This window comes from Marinobacter maroccanus (assembly GCF_002933275.1).
Classification (GTDB): Bacteria; Pseudomonadota; Gammaproteobacteria; order Pseudomonadales; family Oleiphilaceae; genus Marinobacter; species Marinobacter maroccanus.
Genome location: NZ_PSSX01000006.1, coordinates 33,546 through 50,178 on the forward strand (window position 1 = coordinate 33,546; position 16,633 = coordinate 50,178).

General features: G+C 57.8%; 15 protein-coding genes. 5 read left to right on the forward strand and 10 right to left on the reverse strand.

Annotation, left to right across the window (positions count from 1 at the left end; all coding sequences use genetic code 11):
* Position 1 precedes the first annotated feature (1 nt).
* Positions 2-1,450: a Fe-S cluster assembly protein SufB gene (gene sufB / locus KEHDKFFH_RS08875; protein WP_104321593.1), complete on the reverse strand. Its 1,449-nt coding sequence runs from the start codon at positions 1,448-1,450 to the stop codon at positions 2-4.
* A 478-nt stretch (positions 1,451-1,928) separates the two neighbouring features.
* On the reverse strand, positions 1,929-3,254 hold the full coding sequence (trhP, locus tag KEHDKFFH_RS08880; RefSeq protein ID WP_104321594.1) for a prephenate-dependent tRNA uridine(34) hydroxylase TrhP: 1,326 nt from the start codon (positions 3,252-3,254) through the stop codon (positions 1,929-1,931).
* A gap of 157 nt (positions 3,255-3,411) precedes the next feature.
* Here trhP and KEHDKFFH_RS08885 point away from each other — a divergent pair, with 157 nt between their 5' ends.
* On the forward strand, positions 3,412-3,768 hold the full coding sequence (locus KEHDKFFH_RS08885) for a helix-turn-helix transcriptional regulator (RefSeq protein ID WP_064227559.1): 357 nt from the start codon (positions 3,412-3,414) through the stop codon (positions 3,766-3,768).
* A 6-nt stretch (positions 3,769-3,774) separates the two neighbouring features.
* Here KEHDKFFH_RS08885 and fabB read toward each other — a convergent pair whose 3' ends face one another.
* From fabB to KEHDKFFH_RS08900, 3 genes are all read right to left on the reverse strand, one after another.
* Positions 3,775-4,986: a beta-ketoacyl-ACP synthase I gene (fabB, locus tag KEHDKFFH_RS08890; protein WP_104321595.1), complete on the reverse strand. Its 1,212-nt coding sequence runs from the start codon at positions 4,984-4,986 to the stop codon at positions 3,775-3,777.
* Positions 4,987-4,997: 11 nt separating this feature from the next.
* Complete coding sequence (gene fabA, locus KEHDKFFH_RS08895) at positions 4,998-5,507, reverse strand: bifunctional 3-hydroxydecanoyl-ACP dehydratase/trans-2-decenoyl-ACP isomerase (RefSeq protein WP_008169354.1); 510 nt, start codon at positions 5,505-5,507, stop codon at positions 4,998-5,000.
* Positions 5,508-5,673: 166 nt separating this feature from the next.
* Complete coding sequence (locus tag KEHDKFFH_RS08900) at positions 5,674-6,858, reverse strand: NnrS family protein (protein ID WP_104321596.1); 1,185 nt, start codon at positions 6,856-6,858, stop codon at positions 5,674-5,676.
* A 123-nt stretch (positions 6,859-6,981) separates the two neighbouring features.
* Between KEHDKFFH_RS08900 and KEHDKFFH_RS08905 the strand changes: the two genes are divergently transcribed.
* Positions 6,982-7,353, forward strand: a complete 372-nt coding sequence (locus tag KEHDKFFH_RS08905; protein ID WP_104321597.1) for a SirB2 family protein — start codon at positions 6,982-6,984, stop codon at positions 7,351-7,353.
* Position 7,354: 1 nt separating this feature from the next.
* On the opposite strand, the gene KEHDKFFH_RS08910 is transcribed toward KEHDKFFH_RS08905, so the two are convergent.
* Entirely contained in the window at positions 7,355-8,176 is an 822-nt protein-coding gene (locus KEHDKFFH_RS08910; RefSeq protein ID WP_104321598.1) for an ion transporter, read from the reverse strand.
* Positions 8,177-8,394: 218 nt separating this feature from the next.
* On the opposite strand from KEHDKFFH_RS08910, the gene KEHDKFFH_RS08915 reads away from it, so the two are divergent.
* A complete protein-coding gene (locus KEHDKFFH_RS08915; RefSeq protein ID WP_104321599.1) occupies positions 8,395-9,747 on the forward strand; it encodes a hypothetical protein in 1,353 nt (450 codons plus the stop codon).
* A 24-nt stretch (positions 9,748-9,771) separates the two neighbouring features.
* On the opposite strand, the gene KEHDKFFH_RS08920 is transcribed toward KEHDKFFH_RS08915, so the two are convergent.
* Both KEHDKFFH_RS08920 and KEHDKFFH_RS08925 read right to left on the reverse strand, forming a co-directional pair.
* The gene (locus KEHDKFFH_RS08920; RefSeq protein WP_104321600.1) at positions 9,772-10,230 is read right to left on the reverse strand and encodes an EVE domain-containing protein; all 459 of its coding nucleotides are present in this window, start codon (positions 10,228-10,230) and stop codon (positions 9,772-9,774) included.
* Between the two features lie 101 nt (positions 10,231-10,331).
* Positions 10,332-11,693 (reverse strand): MFS transporter, encoded by a 1,362-nt coding sequence (locus tag KEHDKFFH_RS08925; RefSeq protein WP_104321601.1) that lies wholly within the window; start codon positions 11,691-11,693, stop codon positions 10,332-10,334.
* A gap of 309 nt (positions 11,694-12,002) precedes the next feature.
* On the opposite strand from KEHDKFFH_RS08925, the gene KEHDKFFH_RS08930 reads away from it, so the two are divergent.
* Entirely contained in the window at positions 12,003-12,464 is a 462-nt protein-coding gene (locus KEHDKFFH_RS08930) for a universal stress protein (RefSeq protein ID WP_104321602.1), read from the forward strand.
* A 46-nt stretch (positions 12,465-12,510) separates the two neighbouring features.
* A complete protein-coding gene (locus tag KEHDKFFH_RS08935; protein WP_104321603.1) occupies positions 12,511-14,013 on the forward strand; it encodes an MFS transporter in 1,503 nt (500 codons plus the stop codon).
* 104 nt (positions 14,014-14,117) lie between these two features.
* Here KEHDKFFH_RS08935 and KEHDKFFH_RS08940 read toward each other — a convergent pair whose 3' ends face one another.
* Together KEHDKFFH_RS08940 and KEHDKFFH_RS08945 are read right to left on the reverse strand one after the other, a co-directional pair.
* Positions 14,118-14,534, reverse strand: coding sequence for a globin family protein (locus KEHDKFFH_RS08940; protein WP_104321604.1), 417 nt, complete (start codon positions 14,532-14,534; stop codon positions 14,118-14,120).
* Between the two features lie 162 nt (positions 14,535-14,696).
* The gene (locus tag KEHDKFFH_RS08945) at positions 14,697-16,328 is read right to left on the reverse strand and encodes an MFS transporter (RefSeq protein WP_104321605.1); all 1,632 of its coding nucleotides are present in this window, start codon (positions 16,326-16,328) and stop codon (positions 14,697-14,699) included.
* Positions 16,329-16,633: the final 305 nt, after the last annotated feature.

Sequence of the window (16,633 nt, forward strand, 5' to 3'; positions counted from 1 at the left end):
GTTAACCAACGGAGCCTTCGAGGCTCACCTCGAGCAATTTGCCGGCTTCGACAGCGAACTCCATGGGCAGCTCCTTGAAGACTTCCTTACAGAAGCCGTTCACGATCATGGAGACCGCCTGTTCCGGGTCGATACCGCGCTGGCGGCAGAGGAACATCTGCTCGTCGCTGACCTTGGAGGTGGTTGCCTCGTGCTCGACGATGGCCGACTTGTTCTTGCTCTCGATGTAGGGGAAAGTGTGCGCGCCACAGCGATCGCCGATCAGCAGCGAATCACACTGGGTAAAGTTACGCGCGCCCTCCGCTCCCGGGCCGAATTTCACCAGGCCGCGGTAGGCGTTGGAGCTCTTGCCTGCGGAAATACCCTTGGAGATGATCGTGCTGGAGGTGTTCTTGCCCAGGTGGATCATCTTGGTGCCGGTGTCGGCCTGCTGGTAGTTGTTGGTCAGCGCTACAGAATAGAACTCACCAACACTGTTCTCGCCCCGAAGGATGCAGCTCGGGTACTTCCAGGTAACCGCGGAGCCGGTTTCGACCTGGGTCCAGGAGATCTTGGAGTTCTTGCCGATGGCAGCGCCACGCTTGGTAACGAAGTTAAAGATGCCGCCTTTGCCTTCTTCGTCGCCCGGGTACCAGTTCTGTACGGTGGAGTACTTGATCTGGGCGTCGTCCAGGGCCACCAGCTCAACAACCGCAGCGTGCAGCTGGTTCTCGTCCCGCATGGGCGCGGTGCAGCCTTCAAGGTAGCTTACGTAGCTGCTGTCTTCGGCGATAATGAGGGTACGCTCGAACTGGCCGGTGTTGGCCGCGTTGATGCGGAAGTAGGTGGACAGCTCCATGGGGCAGCGAACGCCCTTGGGTACATACACAAAGGTACCATCGGAGAAGACCGCGGAGTTCAGGCCGGCGAAGAAGTTGTCACCAGCGGGCACTACCGAGCCCAGGTATTTTTTGACCAGCTCCGGGTAATCCTGAATCGCTTCGGAGATAGAGCAGAAGATCACGCCGGCCTTGGCCAGCGGTTCCTTGAATGTGGTTGCCACGGAGACGGAATCAAAAACCGCATCCACAGCCACGCCCGCGAGCTTCTCGCGCTCGTGCAGGGGAATGCCCAGCTTCTCGTAGGTTTTCAGTAGTTCCGGATCCACTTCGTCCAGGCTCTGGGGCATGTCTTCCTTGCGCTTGGGCGCGGAATAGTAGGAAATCGAGTTGTAGTCGATTTTCGGGTAGCCCACGTGGGCCCAGTCCGGCTCGTCCATCTCGAGCCAGCGACGGTAGGCTTTCAGACGCCACTCCAGCATCCACTCCGGCTCTTTCTTGATGCCGGACAGGCGGGCGATAACGTCTTCATTCAGTCCGGGTTCGAACGTGTCGGATTCAATGTCTGTTACGAATCCGTGCTCGTATTCCCGTTTGATCAGCTCGTTCACCTCTTGGTCGGTGGTCGCCATGATCGTCGCTCCGTATTCTCTCATCGCGGGCTTGCGCCCTTGGTGTCGCCGACAGCCTCAAGAATGGGCTGCCGATCGGATGTCATCAGTTTGGGTGTTGCAGTGGTCGCTCATCCTGTGAGTACGCCCTGCAATCGCTTTTTGGATGACGGATTTCCAAAGCTGGTATTGAAAAATAAGCAGATTAGGCAGCTTTGATCCATCGCTTCTGGCGAGCGATTATACAATACCATAGTAAAATAGTCAGGTATTAATTTGTGCGTGGGGAGATTATACCTTAATCGGCCTTTGGGGCACTAAGGGGTAGGCAATGAGGCTGATAGTCTGGTTATTGCAGAGCTGGGCTATTTAGGTGAGTGCAGGGCAGGGTGAGCGGGGTGTCTCCCCAGACACGCCGTGAACCCATCCATGGGGGCTTGGTGTTGCCATCCCTGGCAACACACAGTCTGGGGAGACACCCCGCTCACCCCGCCTCAGACTAATTGCTATGCGCCGAGGGCAAGATTCTGGTTAGGTAACTGTGCTCCAGAGCCTGTGGAAGATCAGCGGGTTTTGGAATTCGAACGATATGCCCGCTGCCAGGCGCACAGTCCATGGCCTGGCCGTTTCGGTTTTCCATGATGCTGGCCGAGAACCGGATGTTGCCGGCCGGGCTGATCAGTTCCAGTTGGTCGCCGGGTGCGAATTTGTTTTTCACGTCGATGGTGAGCCACTGGTCATTCGCAGCGGTGATGGTGCCGACCACCTGCTGGGTGCCAAGGAATGAGGAGCCCTTTTCGTAGGACTGGTACTCGCGGGGGAGGTGGCGGCGGAGGAAGCCTTCCGTGTAGCCCCGGTTGGAGAGGGCTTCCAGTTCGTTCATCAGGCCCATGTCGAAGGGCTTGCCCTGCGCGGCTTCGTCGATGGCTCGGCGGTAGACCTGGGTGGTGCGGGCCACGTAGTAGGTACTCTTTGTTCGCCCTTCGATTTTCAGAGAGTGCACGCCCAACTTTGCCAGTTCGGCGACATGCTGAACGGCTCTCAAATCCTTTGAGTTCATGATGTAGGTGCCGTGCTCGTCTTCGTAGGCGGGAATGAATCCGCCCGGGCGGTTGGGCTCTTCCAGCAGGATTTCCTTTGGCGCCACTTCCTGTCCGTCGCCGCTGCCACAGGTGGCGATCAGGTCGCCGGTCTGGTCATGACCGTGCTCTACCTGCTTGTAGTTCCAGCGGCAGGCGTTGGTGCAGGCACCCTGGTTGGCATCCCGGTGGTTCATGTAGCCGGAGAGCAGGCAGCGGCCGGAGTAGGCCATGCACAGAGCGCCGTGTACGAAGACTTCCAGTTCCATATCCGGCACCCGGTCGCGGATCTCGCGAATTTCATTCAGGGCCAGTTCCCTGGACAGGATGACCCGGCTGATTCCCTGACGGCGCCAGAACTCGACGGTTGCCCAGTTCACCGCGTTGGCCTGTACCGAGAGATGGATGGGCTGGTCTGGCCATTTTTCCCGCACCAGCATGATCAGGCCGGGGTCAGACATGATCAGGGCGTCGGGTTTTTGTTCCAGTACCGGTGCCAGATCCCTGAGATAGGACCGTACCTTATCGTTGTGAGGTGCTATGTTGGAGACAAGGTAGAACTGTTTACCGATTTCGTGGGCCCGTTCAATGCCGGCGCCGAGGGCTGCAACATCTTTGAAACTGTTGTTTCTTACTCTCAGCGAATAGCGGGGCTGGCCGGCGTAGACCGCATCGGCGCCATAGGCAAAGGCGGTTTCCAGATGTTCAGGGGTGCCGGCGGGGGCGAGCAGTTCCGGGGTGTTCATAGTGGCTCCTGGCGATTCTGAAAGCGGGGCATTTTGCCCCATGCTAACGGACGTTCCCTTGATCCTGCTCAAAGGTCGTATTGATTGTTTTCGGCTAACATGTGTACGCTCACGGTTCCGGTTTTCGGGCCGAAGCGTTGCAAAGGAGGAGTTCCAGATGGCATTAAAGCCTCTGACGCCAGAGGTGGCGCGGGCTTCGCTGAGTGTCAGGGTCAGTTCCCTGATCAGTGTACAGCTTGCTCGTGGCAAAGTTGGTGTGGAAGTCGTGGCGTCGCAGCTGCATATGAGTCGCTACACGCTGCACAAGAAGTTGAAGCGTGAAGGGCTGACATTCGCCCGTTTGCTGGAGGATGTTCGCCGCAGGCAGGCGCTGACCTACATGCAGGACAAGACCAAGCCGCTGGTGGAGATTGCCGAGCAGCTCGGTTTTTCGGAGTTGAGCGCATTCAGCCGGGCTTTCAAGCGCTGGATGGGTACATCCCCGGCTGAATATCGCTCGGTCAGGCTGTCCTGATCCGGATCAGACCTTTTTGAACACCAGAGAGGCATTGGTGCCGCCAAAGCCAAAGCTGTTGCTCATCACCAGGTCCAGTTTCTGGTTATCCATGCGTTCCCGTACGATCGGGTAGCCTTCGGCTCCCTCGTCCAGGCTCTGGATATTTGCTGACGGAGCAATAAAGCCTTCACGCAGCATGATCAGGCTGTAAATAGCCTCATGTACGCCCGCCGCGCCCAGGGCATGGCCGCAAAGGGGTTTGGTGGAGCTTAATGGCGGTATTTTGTCGCCAAACGTCTCTTTCAGGGCTTTCAGCTCGGTGATATCCCCGGCCGGGGTGCTGGTGCCGTGAGTGTTCACGTAGCTGATTTCGCCATCCAGATTCTTCATCGCCTGCTTCATGCAGCGCACTGCGCCCTCGCCACTCGGGGCAACCATGTCTGCGCCATCGGAAGTTGCACCGAAGCCGACGAGCTCTGCCAGTATATTTGCGCCCCGCGCTTCCGCGTGCTCCAGCGCTTCGAGAGCCAGCACACCGCCACCACCAGAAATGACGAAGCCGTCGCGGTTCGCGTCATAGGTGCGCGAAGCCATTTCCGGGGTGTCGTTGTATTTGGTCGACAGAGCGCCCATGGCATCGAACAGAAGGCTGAGGGTCCAGTGGATATCCTCGCCGCCGCCGGCAAACATCACATCCTGGCGCCCGAGAGCGATAAGGTCCGCGGCATGGCCAATGGAATGCGCGCTGGTGGCGCAGGCAGAGGTGATGCCGTAGTTGATGCCACGAATGCCGAACCCGGTTGCCAGTGACGCGTTAATGGCACTGCCCATGGTGCGGGGCACACGATAGGGGCCAACCCGGCGGATGCCGCGGTCGCGATGGGTGTCGATGGAGTCGAGAAGCTCAACCGTCGAGGCGCCACCCTGGCCAAAGATAATACCGGTGGTATCTGCCTTGATGTGCTCGTCGGTCAGCCCGGCCTGTTCGATGGCTTCGAGCATTGCCAGATAGGTATAGCCAGAAGCCGGGCACATGAAACGCCAAAGTTTCCGGTCAATCAGTTCGGGCAGGTTCAGGTTGATCTGGCCGCATATGTGGCTGCGCAGACCGTTATCCCGGGCTTCATCGCTGAAACCGATGCCGGAACGGGATTCCTTGAGTGACTGGGCGACTTCCTTCTGGTTGGTACCAAGGCTGGAAACTATGCCCATACCGGTGATTACAACACGACGCATCCTGTTAACTCCTAAAAATCATCGGTCGAGGTGAACATGCCAACCCGCAGGTCTTTGGCAGTGTAGATTTCCCGGCCGTCTACTTCCATCCGGCCATCAGCGATTGCCATGGTCAGCTTGCGTCTGATCACGCGCTTGAGATCCAGACGGTAAGTAACCTTCTTGGCTGTGGGCAACACCTGGCCGGTAAACTTCACTTCACCAGCGCCCAGGGCGCGACCCTTGCCTTCACCGCCACCCCAGGCCAGGAAGAAACCTACCAACTGCCACATGGCGTCCAGGCCAAGACAGCCCGGCATCACGGGATCGTCAACAAAGTGCACCTTGAAGAACCACAGGTCCGGATTGATGTCGAGCTCCGCTACCAGGCTGCCCTTGCCGTAGAGGCCGTCGTCGTCAGCGATATGCGTGACGCGGTCAAACATCAGCATTTCATTGATGGGTAGACGCATGGAGCCAGGAAAGAGCTCGCCGTGGCCGCATTTGATCAGGTCTTCTTTATCAAAATGATCCGGGTTCATAGTGCCAGTATCTCTGTTACAAAATGATTTCCTCATACTTTAGCTCGAATTTCGCGAGGAGCTATTGACCTTTAGTGGATGATTGCCGCTTTGGAGTTCCCGGATTGGGACTTTTTGGTCTGTTTAATGAGCGACAAGGTCGGTTTTCTTCCGCCTTGGAAGCGACTCAACCTTCGCGGCCATCAGGCCTTGGGCTGGCCAGGATGCCGGTGTACCGGTACAGGAACATACCGAAGGCAAACAACCAGAGCAGGGTGCTGCTGCCAATCCCGGGGTGCCAGGGAATGATTTCGAATGCTGTGAGCACCCGTATCAGTGCGGCTAGATGAATTGCAACGAACGCAAGCACCATGCCTTTGGGCAGCACCAGGGGTCTGCCGCTGTGGCCGAGGGCGACCCGGGCAATGACCCCGAGAATCAGGCACGCGACCGCGCCGGTTCCGGCGGCGTGACTCCAGGCGTTGGAAGGCCAGCCTGCGAACAATGTACCCGCCAGCAGGAACAGGGACACCGGCACCCAAAGTATTGACAGGTGCAGAATCCAGAGCAGTGGTTCCTGGCGAACGAGCCAGCCTTTCCAGCCAGCAAGACGCACAAGCATAAGCACGCCAGACAGCAGGGCCAGCACACCGGTCACGGTTTGCCAGCCGGTGACCAGTGATGCCATCAGCAGAATCAGGCTGAATACAGTTGCCATATCCAGCGCGGGCACCGTTTTCACTGCGGTGCTGTCGAGGCCCCGCTGGCGCAGCCATCCGGTTGAAAATGCCGGAGTGATGCGACCACCGATAATGCTGATCAGTGCCATGGCCATGATCAGGGCGCCATAGCTGAAGGCCATGTCGAGCCGGGTTACAAAGCCGATCTGCATCAGCCAGAGCAGGCCGAGAACCACCATGATCATCAGTTGCCGTTTTTGCCGCGCGTGCCAGATTCGCCAGCCGGCATCCACCATAACCAGGGGCAGGAATGCCAGATTCACGCCCTGAACCAGCCAGTAAGGCAGTTCGGCACCGGTTGCCAGCAGCAGACGGCCAGCCAGCCAGACACCCCAGAGCAGCACCAATCTGAATCCGTGGGTGCGTTCCGTCTGAGTCCAGACGCACACTGCGGTTAGCAGGAACCCCGCGATTGCTGCCGACAAAAAACCGAACAGCATCTCGTGCTGGTGCCAGAACAAACCGGGCATGGCCAGCGGTAGGTTGATAACACCGTTTACCTGCATCACCCAGAGCGGAATGGCGGCAAGGGCCAGAACGGTCATCGACAGAAAGAAAATCCTGAAAGGATAGGAAAATAACTGACCGACGCTGGCAGACGCCCGTTCAGGGGATGTTGGAATGGCCTGCATAGATGTCTCCCATATACATGTATTCTTGGTATATGTTAAACCCTGCCACCTTCGTTAACCATACCTGCTTGGGGGTAGATTGCGTACAATGGCCGCAAGCCATTCAGTCACAAAGGAAATTCCATGACGTCGTACATGATTCTGAAGCACCTGCACATGACCACCGCGTACCTGACCATCACCCTGTTTGCCCTGCGTCTGCTGCTGGACGCTGTTGGAAGACCAGGCTGGCGCCAGACACCGCTTCGGTTTATCCCCCACATCAACGACACCATTCTGCTGGTGGCGGCGATCTCACTGGTTTTTGTGGCCGGGTACGCTTCGGCCATGCCCGGGTGGCTGATTGCCAAAATTGTCTTGCTGTTCGGCTACATCATTGCCGGCGTCTTTGCCCTGAAAACCACCCTCGGCAAGCCCGTTCGGATTTCCGCTGCGGTACTCGCTCTGGTGCAGGTGAGCGCCATCCTGCATCTGGCCATGACCAAGCCATTCTGAGTCAGCGCTTGTCGCTGATCTGCTTCGTCAGCTCCGCCAGTTGAACCTGAACGGCCTGGAGCTGGCGGGCAATCTCATCCCGCTCATCATGGGCCTTCTGGGCCTGCTTGGCGTTCTGCTCCTCGCTCATGACCTCCAGGATCGCCCCGATCATCATGTTCAGGAATACAAACGCTGTCAGGAAAATAAAGGTGATGTAGAAAACCCAGCTGAGCGGGTATTGCTCCATGGTGGCGTACATCACGTCCGTCCAGTCCTCGAAGGTGGCCACTCGGAACAGGGTCAGCATGGCAATGGCCACGTCGCCCCAGAGCTCCTCATCGACGCTGGCGAAGAACATCGAGCCCATGGCCGCGTAGATATAGAAAATGATAAACATCAGCAGGGCGATATAGCCCATGCGCGGAATCGCTTTTAACAGCGAGTTGATCAGGAACCGGAGCTCCGGAACCACAGACACTAGACGCAACACCCGGAACACCCGCAACAGACGCCCCAGCAAAACCGCTTCGGAGTTATCCAGAGGAATCAGGCTGCCGATCACCACCAGGGTGTCGAACAGGTTCCAGCCGTCGAACAGAAATCGCTTTTTGTTGGCGCACACACCAAAGCGGAACAGGATCTCCACCAGGAAAAACAGGGTGATGGCGTTGTCCATGAGGATCAGCGACTTCTCCACCAGGGGTGGCAGATCATAGGTTTTGGCGCCAATGGTCAGGGCCGACAGGATGATGATGGTGATGACTGCGCCCTGAAAAATCTTGCTGGATTCAATGTGGCGGAGTTTCTCGAAACCGGAGGCGGGGCTTAATTGGGACGACATGGCAGGCGGCGGCTCCAGATAATTCGGGGAAGGCCGAATTCTAAAGGGCCGGGACGCAATTGGATAGCCTGAATGACAGGCGAAACCTGTTGTACCGCGTAACTGGAGGCAATTAGCAGGATTTATTCAGCTTGATCAGAAATATTCATTCGTGCGATGGGCAAACCCTTCCCATAATCAGGTCACAAACAACAAAACCAATAAGCGAGTGACATTCCATGGAAGATAGACCGGAGTTAGCCGGCTGGCGCTGGGGGCCGTTCACTTTCCGCGTGCCGTTTTACCACACGCGCCTGTGCTGGTCCGAGTTCCTGCAGGGGCTGTTTGTTTCCGCCGCCACAGGCCTGGCGCTGATCCCCGTTATGACCGCCTTCTTTGGTCTGAGCTTTGAAGAAGCCGTGGCGTTATCCATGATTCACGCCTCCCTGATTGCCTCGGCGGTGATCTTTTTCGGCGAGCCCTACGCGGGAGGCTGGATTACCCCGGCGTTACCCCTGATTCTGGCGTTTGTGATAGGCGGCTATGAGGACCCGGTCAGCCGCTTCCAGGCAATGACCGCCTTGAGTCTGGTATTCGCCACCCTTGTGCTGTTTCTCGGGATTACCGGCCTGGGCCGGCGCTTTGTGATCTGGCTGCCCGACACCCTCAAGGCGGGTATTATCCTGGGCGCCTCGATTGCCGCGCTTAAGCGGGTCTTCGTGGATGACGCCGAACGCTTTCTGCTTGAGCAGCCCATTGCCACGGGGCTTGCCTGCGCCATCTGCCTGATATTCACTTTCTCGATCCCGATGCAGAAGCTCAAGGAACGGAGCCGTTTCTTCTTCATGCTGGGAGCCCTGGGCCTGCTGCCGGGCTTCCTGGCCGCGGCCATCGTCGGACCACTGGTGGGCGAGGTGACCTTCGATATCCAGTGGGGGTTCCTGGTGCCACCTCTGGGTGAGGCCCTGGCGAAAGTGTCTCCGCTGGCCATTGGCTGGCCGTCCCAGGAAATGATTCTCCAGAGCATTCCCCTGGCGCTGATTGCCTACATCATTCTGTTCGGCGATCTGGTTACCGGTAACGAAGTCCTGCGGGAAGGCTTGAAGGTGCGCAAGGATGAGCATGTGGATATCAACCTCAACCGCACTCATTTCTCCCTGTCGATCCGCAACGCCATCATGGGTATTGTGGCGCCCTTTTTCCCGACCCAGGGCGCCGTCTGGACTGGCGTGCACGTGATTGTGGTGCAACGCTGGAAGCAGGGGCCGAAGGCGATGAACAGCCTGCACAGCGGCCTGGCCTCCTACTACCTGATGGGCCTGCCGTTTATCTTCTTCCTGTTGCCACTGCTGACCGGGCTCAAACCGTTGCTGGGTGTTGCCCTGTCGCTGACCCTGGTGCTTACCGGCTTTGCCTGCGCTTACATTGCCATGTCGATCCCGAGGGATAATGCTTCCCGGGGCACGGTGGTTCTGATTGGCGCCGCCCTGGCGTTCTTTGAGCCGTGGATGGGGCTGTTGATTGGCGTGGTGGCTACGCTGGCACTGGTGGGCTGGGACCGGAGCCCGGATCCAATTCCCCACGACGAGTGACGCGCCGATGGCAGATCCCTGGTCTCAGCCCGCCTGGCCCAGGATGATCTGCCAATCCTCATCACTGACAGGCATGACGGATAGCCGGTTACCTTTGCGAACCAGGGGCAGGTCTTCGAGCCCGGCCATGGATTTCAGCTCCGCCAGCGGGATCAACCTTGGCAGGGTGCGAACATACTTCATGTCGACAGCTTGCCAGCGAGGCTTCTCCTTCGTGCTCTTGCCATCGTAGTAGGGCGATTCCGGGTCAAACTGGGTTGGGTCCGGATAACCGCTGCGAACAACCTTGACTATTCCGGCAATCCCGATGTGCTTGCAGCTGGAGTGATAGAGGAAAACTTCGTCGCCCTCTGCCATTTGGGCCAGGAAATTCCGGGCCTGGTAGTTACGCACGCCGTCCCACGGGATCACCCCGTCCGGGGCTTTGGCAAAATCCTCAATGCCACATTCCGCGGGTTCTGATTTAACCAGCCACTTGGCCATGATGTTTCTCCCATTTACCGAATCAGCCTCATTCCAGTCCCCGCGATTATACGAAAAAGCCCCGCAGTGCGGGGCAACGAGGGGCAATCAATCAAGCGGCGTCAGGATTGGCCGGCTGTTGGCGGTGGCGCCAGAGGTTCTTTGGGTTTTTTCCGGTTCAGTGGATAAAACAGCTGTGGCGAGGCCAGTTCCGGCAAATCCGTTCTTTCCTCGTTGGCGGCCCACTCCACCCGCTCGGCAGAGCGGATCGCGTAGTGCATCCACGCCAGGGCAGCTGCAACGATCACAAACATCAGCATAAAGCAGCTCTGCCAGATGCCCGTAAGGTCGTTCAGTACACCGAAGGTCAGTGGCAGGATAAATCCTCCAAGCCCGCCAATCATGCCGACCACACCGCCTACGGCGCCGACATGCATGGGGTAGTAAACCGGAATGTGTTTGTACACCGCTGCCTTGCCCAGGGACATAAAGAATCCGAGGATAAAGATCAGCGCCACGAACATGGGCAGGTTCATGGCCAGGGTAAAGCGGATATCGCCATCAATGCCCTGAACGACGTAGTCGGTGGGCGGATAGCTCAGCAGAAACGTGCACAGAACCGACGCACCGAAGGTCCAGTACATTACTCGACGGGCGCCGAAACGGTCAGACATCCAGCCGCCGAGAATCCGGAACAGGGAGGCCGGAATGGTGTAGAGCGCGGCAATGATGCCGGCGGTTTTGATATCCAGGCCGTAAACGCCAATCAGGAAGTGCGGCAGCCAGAGCGCCAAAGCCACAAAGGCGCCGAACACAAAGAAGTAGTACAGGGCAAAGCGCCAGACTCTCAGCTCCCGCAGAGGCTCCATCTGCTCCAGAAAAGACTTGGACTTGCTGCCAGCCCGCTCTGCCGCCATGGGATCTTCCTTGGCCAGCAGAATGAAAACGACGCCCATGATCGCCAGCACCGTGGCGTAGATCTGCGCGGTGCTTTCCCAGCCGAATGCCACCAGCAGGAACGGAGCCCCGAAATTGGTCACCGCTGCGCCCACATTGCCCGCCCCGAAAATGCCCAGTGCCGTGCCCTGACGCTCCGGTTCAAACCAGGCCGCCGTGTAGGCAACCCCCACGATAAAGGCACCACCTGCCAGCCCAACGCCCAGGGCACCTACCAACAGCATGAGGTAAGTGGTTGCGAAGGTGAGCAGGTACACGCAGGCGGCGGTCGTAAGCATCAGAATGCCGAAGACCCAGCGGCCGCCGTACCGGTCTGTCCATATGCCCAGGAAAAGTCGACTTATCGAGCCGGTAAGAATGGGGGTGGCCATTAGCAGACCCAACTGGGTATCCGACAGCCCGAGATCCTCGCTGATGCGAATCCCGATGATGGAGAAAATCGTCCACACCGCAAAGCACAGGGTGAAGGCGAAAGTGGATAAACCCAGCGCGCGATATTGCTCGGGTTTTGACGGGCTAATAGCCATGTTTCCCCTCCTTTCAGGTATCCATCGAGTGCTGTCTGAAAGCACCTCTTAAACCATACCAAAAACAGGGTTTTTCCATGCGGGGCATTGGAGGTACCTCCTGCTGGGTGCAGTGGTGGTAGGCAATCTGAGGCTTTTAGGGGGCAGGGGATAGACCCTTGATTTCTCTCGTGGGGTACGCGTTGTCAGGGTTGATTTACGTCAATTATGGGCGGCGCCGGAGTGTGGGCTAATGCTGACAGATATCAATGGATGCCCCTTGAAATGACTTTTGAAAGGGCGCCGAAAACGCCCTCGGGAGAACCCAAAATGAAAATCATGATTGCCTACGACGGCTCGCGAAATGCCAGGTTGGCACTGGCTCAGACCATCACCATGTTTCGCGATCTCAAACCCGTCATCACCCTGGTTGCAGTTGCCGAGAATCCGCGGGACATCACCTCTGGAAACGAGGACATGTTCCAGCAAGAAGTGACAGAGCTCAAAAACCACCTGGCTGAGGCGATGGAGGTCTGCGAGCAGGAGCAGGTCTCTGCTGAGAACATGCTTCTGGAGGGCGACCCGAGAAAGATGCTGCTGTTCGCCGCGGAAAAGAAGGTCCACCCGGAGATGCTGGTTATCGCACGCCACAGCCACGAGCCCGACGGTGGCTTCATTGCCCGCTCACTGACCTATTTCGTGGACGAACTGGATTACATGACCTTCGGCAGCGTGAGTTCCTTCCTTGCCCGCCGCATCCAGTGCCCGCTTCTTATTCTGCCCAGCCGTTGAGTCTGGCCATAACCGTTTCTGTACCTGAAAGCCCAGGGAGGCTGACATGAAAGTCGCAGACGTTTTCCACGTCAAGAATCCGGAAGTCAGGGCGCTGCACCTGACCTGGATCGCATTCTTTATCACGTTCTACGTGTGGTTCAACATGGCGCCGCTGGCGTCAAGCATGCTTAAAAGCGTCGACTGGCTGACCGCCGATGACCTCCGCCTGTTTGCCATCTGTAACGTGGCGCTGACCATTCCTGCCCGGATCATTGTGGGCATGGCCCTGGACCGCTTTGGTCCCCGTCGCGTGTTCTCCGTTCTGATGGTGCTGATGTCCATCCCGGCGCTGGTGTTTGCATTTGGTAACACCATGACCCAGCTCCTGGTCAGCCGCCTGGTGCTCAGCTCCATCGGCGCCAGCTTTGTGGTGGGTATTCACATGACCGCCATGTGGTTCAAGCCGAAAGACATCGGCTTTGCCGAAGGCTTCTATGCCGGTTGGGGCAATTTCGGCTCTGCCGCTGCAGCCATCACACTGCCAACCATTGCACTGCACATGTACGGTGGTGAGGACGGCTGGCGCTGGGCCATCGCCCAGAGTGCGATTGTGATGGCCGGCTACGGCATCTATTACTGGTTCGCGATTACCGACGGCCCTGTCGGCACCGTTCATCGCAAGCCGCGCAAGGCCGTGGCTCTGGAAGTCAGCAGCTGGGGCGATATGATCAAGCTGATCCTGTGGACCATTCCCCTGGTGGGCGTTCTGGGCATTCTGGTATGGCGCATCGAGAACATGGGGTATCTGAGTGCTACCGGAGCCGCTATTTGTTACGCAGTGATTGTCGCCATCGTGTGTTACCAGATCATCCAGATTCTCAGGGTAAACGTTCCCTTGCTGAAACAGGGCGTGCCCGAGGATGACAAGTACCCGTTTAACAGCGTGGCAGCGTTGAACAGCACTTACTTCGCCAACTTTGGTGCCGAGCTGGCGGTGGTGTCCATGCTGCCGATGTTCTTTGAGGAAACCTGGAGCCTGAGTGCGACGGCCGCCGGCCTTATCGCTGCCTCCTTTGCCTTCGTGAACCTGGTGGCGCGCCCCATGGGTGGCCTGGTTTCAGACCGCATGGGCAACCGCCGGTTTGTGATGCTCAGCTACATGTTCGGCATCTCTGTCGGCTTCGCGCTAATGGGCCTGATGAACTCCAACTGGCCGTTGATTATTGCCGTGGGCATTACTGTATTCACCTCGTTCTTCGTGCAGGGTGCCGAGGGCGCAACCTTTGGCATTATTCCCTCCATCAAGCGGCGTCTTACCGGGCAGATCTCCGGCATGGCGGGCGCTTATGGCAACGTGGGTGCGGTGGTGTACCTCACCATCTTCACCTTCGTAACCCCGACCCAGTTCTTCTACATCATTGCTGGTGGCGCGTTTATCAGCTGGTTGCTGTGCATCATGTGGCTGAAGGAGCCGGAGTCAGGCTTTGCCGACGAATACCAGGTGTCCTCTGTTGATCTCCAGATCGAAGAGGAAGAGCGTCGCCGGCAGGCTGCCGCTACCAGCTAACCCGGAACTGTTGAAGAAGAGGCCGCCGAGGCATTGCCCGGCGGCTTTTTTGCGTTTGAAGGGACATCATTTCGGGGGCAAGCCTGTCCTACTGTGCCCACGGATCAGAAGTGGTCGTAGCCGAATTTCATGTAGGTGATTCCAGGGCTCAGAACCAACCGCCAGGCCAGTTCGATATCGTCGCTGCACTCCTGGTCATAGGCTCTTAGGGTGTCCGTCAGGCAGTCGAGCCAGAGGTCGTAGAGGTAGGGCTTGATGCTCAGATGGCGGGCGCTGTGCAGGCAGGCAATTCGATGAAGGACATCGTCAACGTTGCCGCTGGCGTAAAAGGCTAGGAGGCTGAAAAAGGATTTCTTCAGCATACTCCGCTGAACGGCCATATCGGTATTGCGAAACAGTGCCCGGACCTCCGGAGAAGACATCAGGAACCGGCGATAGAAGGCTTCAAAGAAATCAGGGACCTCGGGTGGGGTCTGAAGGACACGTTCGTAGCTCGCGTCGAAGAGCTCTTCGAAGGACATGGCAGGCTCCCTGGTTCTGTCGGGATTAAATCCAATATCCTGAATCTAGCATTTGCCAGCGTGTGCGTCATTTTGTGCAGATAGGGAGGTAGCCCTTGATGGAAAGCAGGCATAAAAAAACCGGCGCCCTTCACGGACGCCGGCTGTTACCTGAACCCGGTGTCAGGGGTTCTTGATATACGCATCCTTGCGCAGGTAGAACCACCAGTTAACCACCAGACAGAGTGCATAGAATACCGCAAACCCGTACATGGCCACCTCCGGAGTGCCGGCCTGGATTTCCTGGCCCATCACCCGCGGGGCGATGAATGCACCGTAGGCGGCAACCGCGGAGGTCCAGCCCAGAACCGGGCCTTTCTGCTGCTGGTTGAAGATGAAGCCGATGCTGCGGAAGGTGGAGCCGTTACCGATACCGCTGGCCGCAAACATGATGATGAACAGGATCAGGAACGGCGCAAAGTAGGTGTTTGGATCGGTGGAGTTGTAGGCCAGCATCATCACATAGCCGGTGGCCACAGAGGCTGCCACCATCACAACCGAGATGATCTGGGTAACGATAGATCCGCCCACCTTGTCGGAAATCCAGCCGCCCACCGGGCGAATCAGTGCGCCGACAAACGGCCCCATCCAGGCCCAGGTCAGTGCGCTCGGCGCATCAGGGTTGACTACACGGGTTACCGTGCCATCGGCCGCCACTTCCATCATGTTGCCGAAGATAACGGTAATGGACAGCGGCAGGGCAGCGGAGAAGCCGATAAACGAACCGAATGTGAGGATGTAGAGCACGGTCATGGACCAGGTGTGCTTGTTGCTGAAGATCGCGAACTGGGCCTGGATGTTGGGCTTGATATCGCCGGGGATCAGTCGCAGAAGAATCAGTGTGAGCACGATGGTCAGTGGCAGGGCCAGCCACATGTTCAGTACGCTGAGGGCCCAGACGCCTGCAATAGAGGCGAGAATGCCCACGCCATAGAGCCCCAGAATCTTGCCGAAGGCCGAGAGCGGGTTGCCCGGATTCGGGGTAACCACTTTCAGGTTGTTCATGCCAAACCAGCCGGCAAACGCCAGCGGAATCAGGAACACCAGCCAGATAAAGCCGGCGTTCTGGATCCAGGTGTCGGTGCCTGCCTCAATCCGGCCAATCAGGGTGCCGCTGGGGCTTTGCAGCTGCATCGGATCACCGGCCAGGGCGCCGAAGATACCCACGGTCATGACCAGTGGGATGACCACCTGCATGGTGGTGACGCCGAAGTTACCGAGACCGGCGTTCATCCCCAGGCCATAACCTTGCTTGCTTTTCGGGTAGAAGGTACTGATGTTGCTCATGGAGCAGGCAAAGTTACCGCCGCCGATACCGGAGAGCAGTGCCAGGGCCTGGAACACGATAAACGGTGTATCCGGGTTCATCAGGGCGATGCCGGTACCGGCAGCAGGAATCATCAGCAGGGCGGTGGTCAGGAACACCGTGTTTCGTCCGCCGGCGATCTTGATCATGAACGACGCGGGGATCCGCAGGGTGGCACCAGACAGCCCTGCAATCGCAGACAGTGTAAACAGTTGCTCAATACTGAAAGGAAAGCCCAGGTTCTTCATCTGGGTGGTAATCATTCCCCACATCAGCCAGACGGCAAAGCCCATCAGCAGGCTGGGGATGGAAATCCACAGGTTGCGGGAAGCAATGCGCTTGCCCTCCCGCTCCCAGAATTCTTCGCTCTCGACATCCCAGTTATCGATGTCTGCGTTGGTCCTGTTCCTCGCGCCAATGTTGCCGGCGCTCGCTGTACTGTTAGCCATGATTCGTGCTCCTCGGTTTGCATGACCCTTTGACTCCGCTCAGGGGCTTCAGGGCTTTGTGCCATTGTGCAAAGCAGGAGGGGGACTAATTCTTGATATTGCTCAAGGACAAGGCTGCGGGGTGAGCGGCCGGTTTTTATACGCTCTTTGAGGGCTGTTTCGGTGTCTAAAAAGTGTTTTAAATCAGAAATATATGATGGTGATAATCCGAAGGGGGTAGGCAAGCCGGTTGTCAGCGCAGTGGAGGTAGCCAATCATTTCCACCCGGGCGGGCGTGAGTTGCTCTAGGTCATGCCGCATTCTTG

What these genes read in the sequence shown, in the direction of transcription:
- KEHDKFFH_RS08945 (WP_104321605.1), bottom strand. Translation starts at nt 16,328, where the DNA reads ATGGCTAACAGTACAGCGAGCGCCGGCAACATTGGCGCGAGGAACAGG.
- fabB (WP_104321595.1), bottom strand. Translation starts at nt 4,986, where the DNA reads ATGCGTCGTGTTGTAATCACCGGTATGGGCATAGTTTCCAGCCTTGGT.
- KEHDKFFH_RS08925 (WP_104321601.1), bottom strand. Translation starts at nt 11,693, where the DNA reads ATGGCTATTAGCCCGTCAAAACCCGAGCAATATCGCGCGCTGGGTTTA.
- KEHDKFFH_RS08910 (WP_104321598.1), bottom strand. Translation starts at nt 8,176, where the DNA reads ATGTCGTCCCAATTAAGCCCCGCCTCCGGTTTCGAGAAACTCCGCCAC.
- KEHDKFFH_RS08900 (WP_104321596.1), bottom strand. Translation starts at nt 6,858, where the DNA reads ATGCAGGCCATTCCAACATCCCCTGAACGGGCGTCTGCCAGCGTCGGT.
- fabA (WP_008169354.1), bottom strand. Translation starts at nt 5,507, where the DNA reads ATGAACCCGGATCATTTTGATAAAGAAGACCTGATCAAATGCGGCCAC.
- KEHDKFFH_RS08915 (WP_104321599.1), top strand. Translation starts at nt 8,395, where the DNA reads ATGGAAGATAGACCGGAGTTAGCCGGCTGGCGCTGGGGGCCGTTCACT.
- KEHDKFFH_RS08930 (WP_104321602.1), top strand. Translation starts at nt 12,003, where the DNA reads ATGAAAATCATGATTGCCTACGACGGCTCGCGAAATGCCAGGTTGGCA.
- KEHDKFFH_RS08920 (WP_104321600.1), bottom strand. Translation starts at nt 10,230, where the DNA reads ATGGCCAAGTGGCTGGTTAAATCAGAACCCGCGGAATGTGGCATTGAG.
- KEHDKFFH_RS08905 (WP_104321597.1), top strand. Translation starts at nt 6,982, where the DNA reads ATGACGTCGTACATGATTCTGAAGCACCTGCACATGACCACCGCGTAC.
- sufB (WP_104321593.1), bottom strand. Translation starts at nt 1,450, where the DNA reads ATGGCGACCACCGACCAAGAGGTGAACGAGCTGATCAAACGGGAATAC.
- KEHDKFFH_RS08940 (WP_104321604.1), bottom strand. Translation starts at nt 14,534, where the DNA reads ATGTCCTTCGAAGAGCTCTTCGACGCGAGCTACGAACGTGTCCTTCAG.
- KEHDKFFH_RS08885 (WP_064227559.1), top strand. Translation starts at nt 3,412, where the DNA reads ATGGCATTAAAGCCTCTGACGCCAGAGGTGGCGCGGGCTTCGCTGAGT.
- KEHDKFFH_RS08935 (WP_104321603.1), top strand. Translation starts at nt 12,511, where the DNA reads ATGAAAGTCGCAGACGTTTTCCACGTCAAGAATCCGGAAGTCAGGGCG.
- trhP (WP_104321594.1), bottom strand. Translation starts at nt 3,254, where the DNA reads ATGAACACCCCGGAACTGCTCGCCCCCGCCGGCACCCCTGAACATCTG.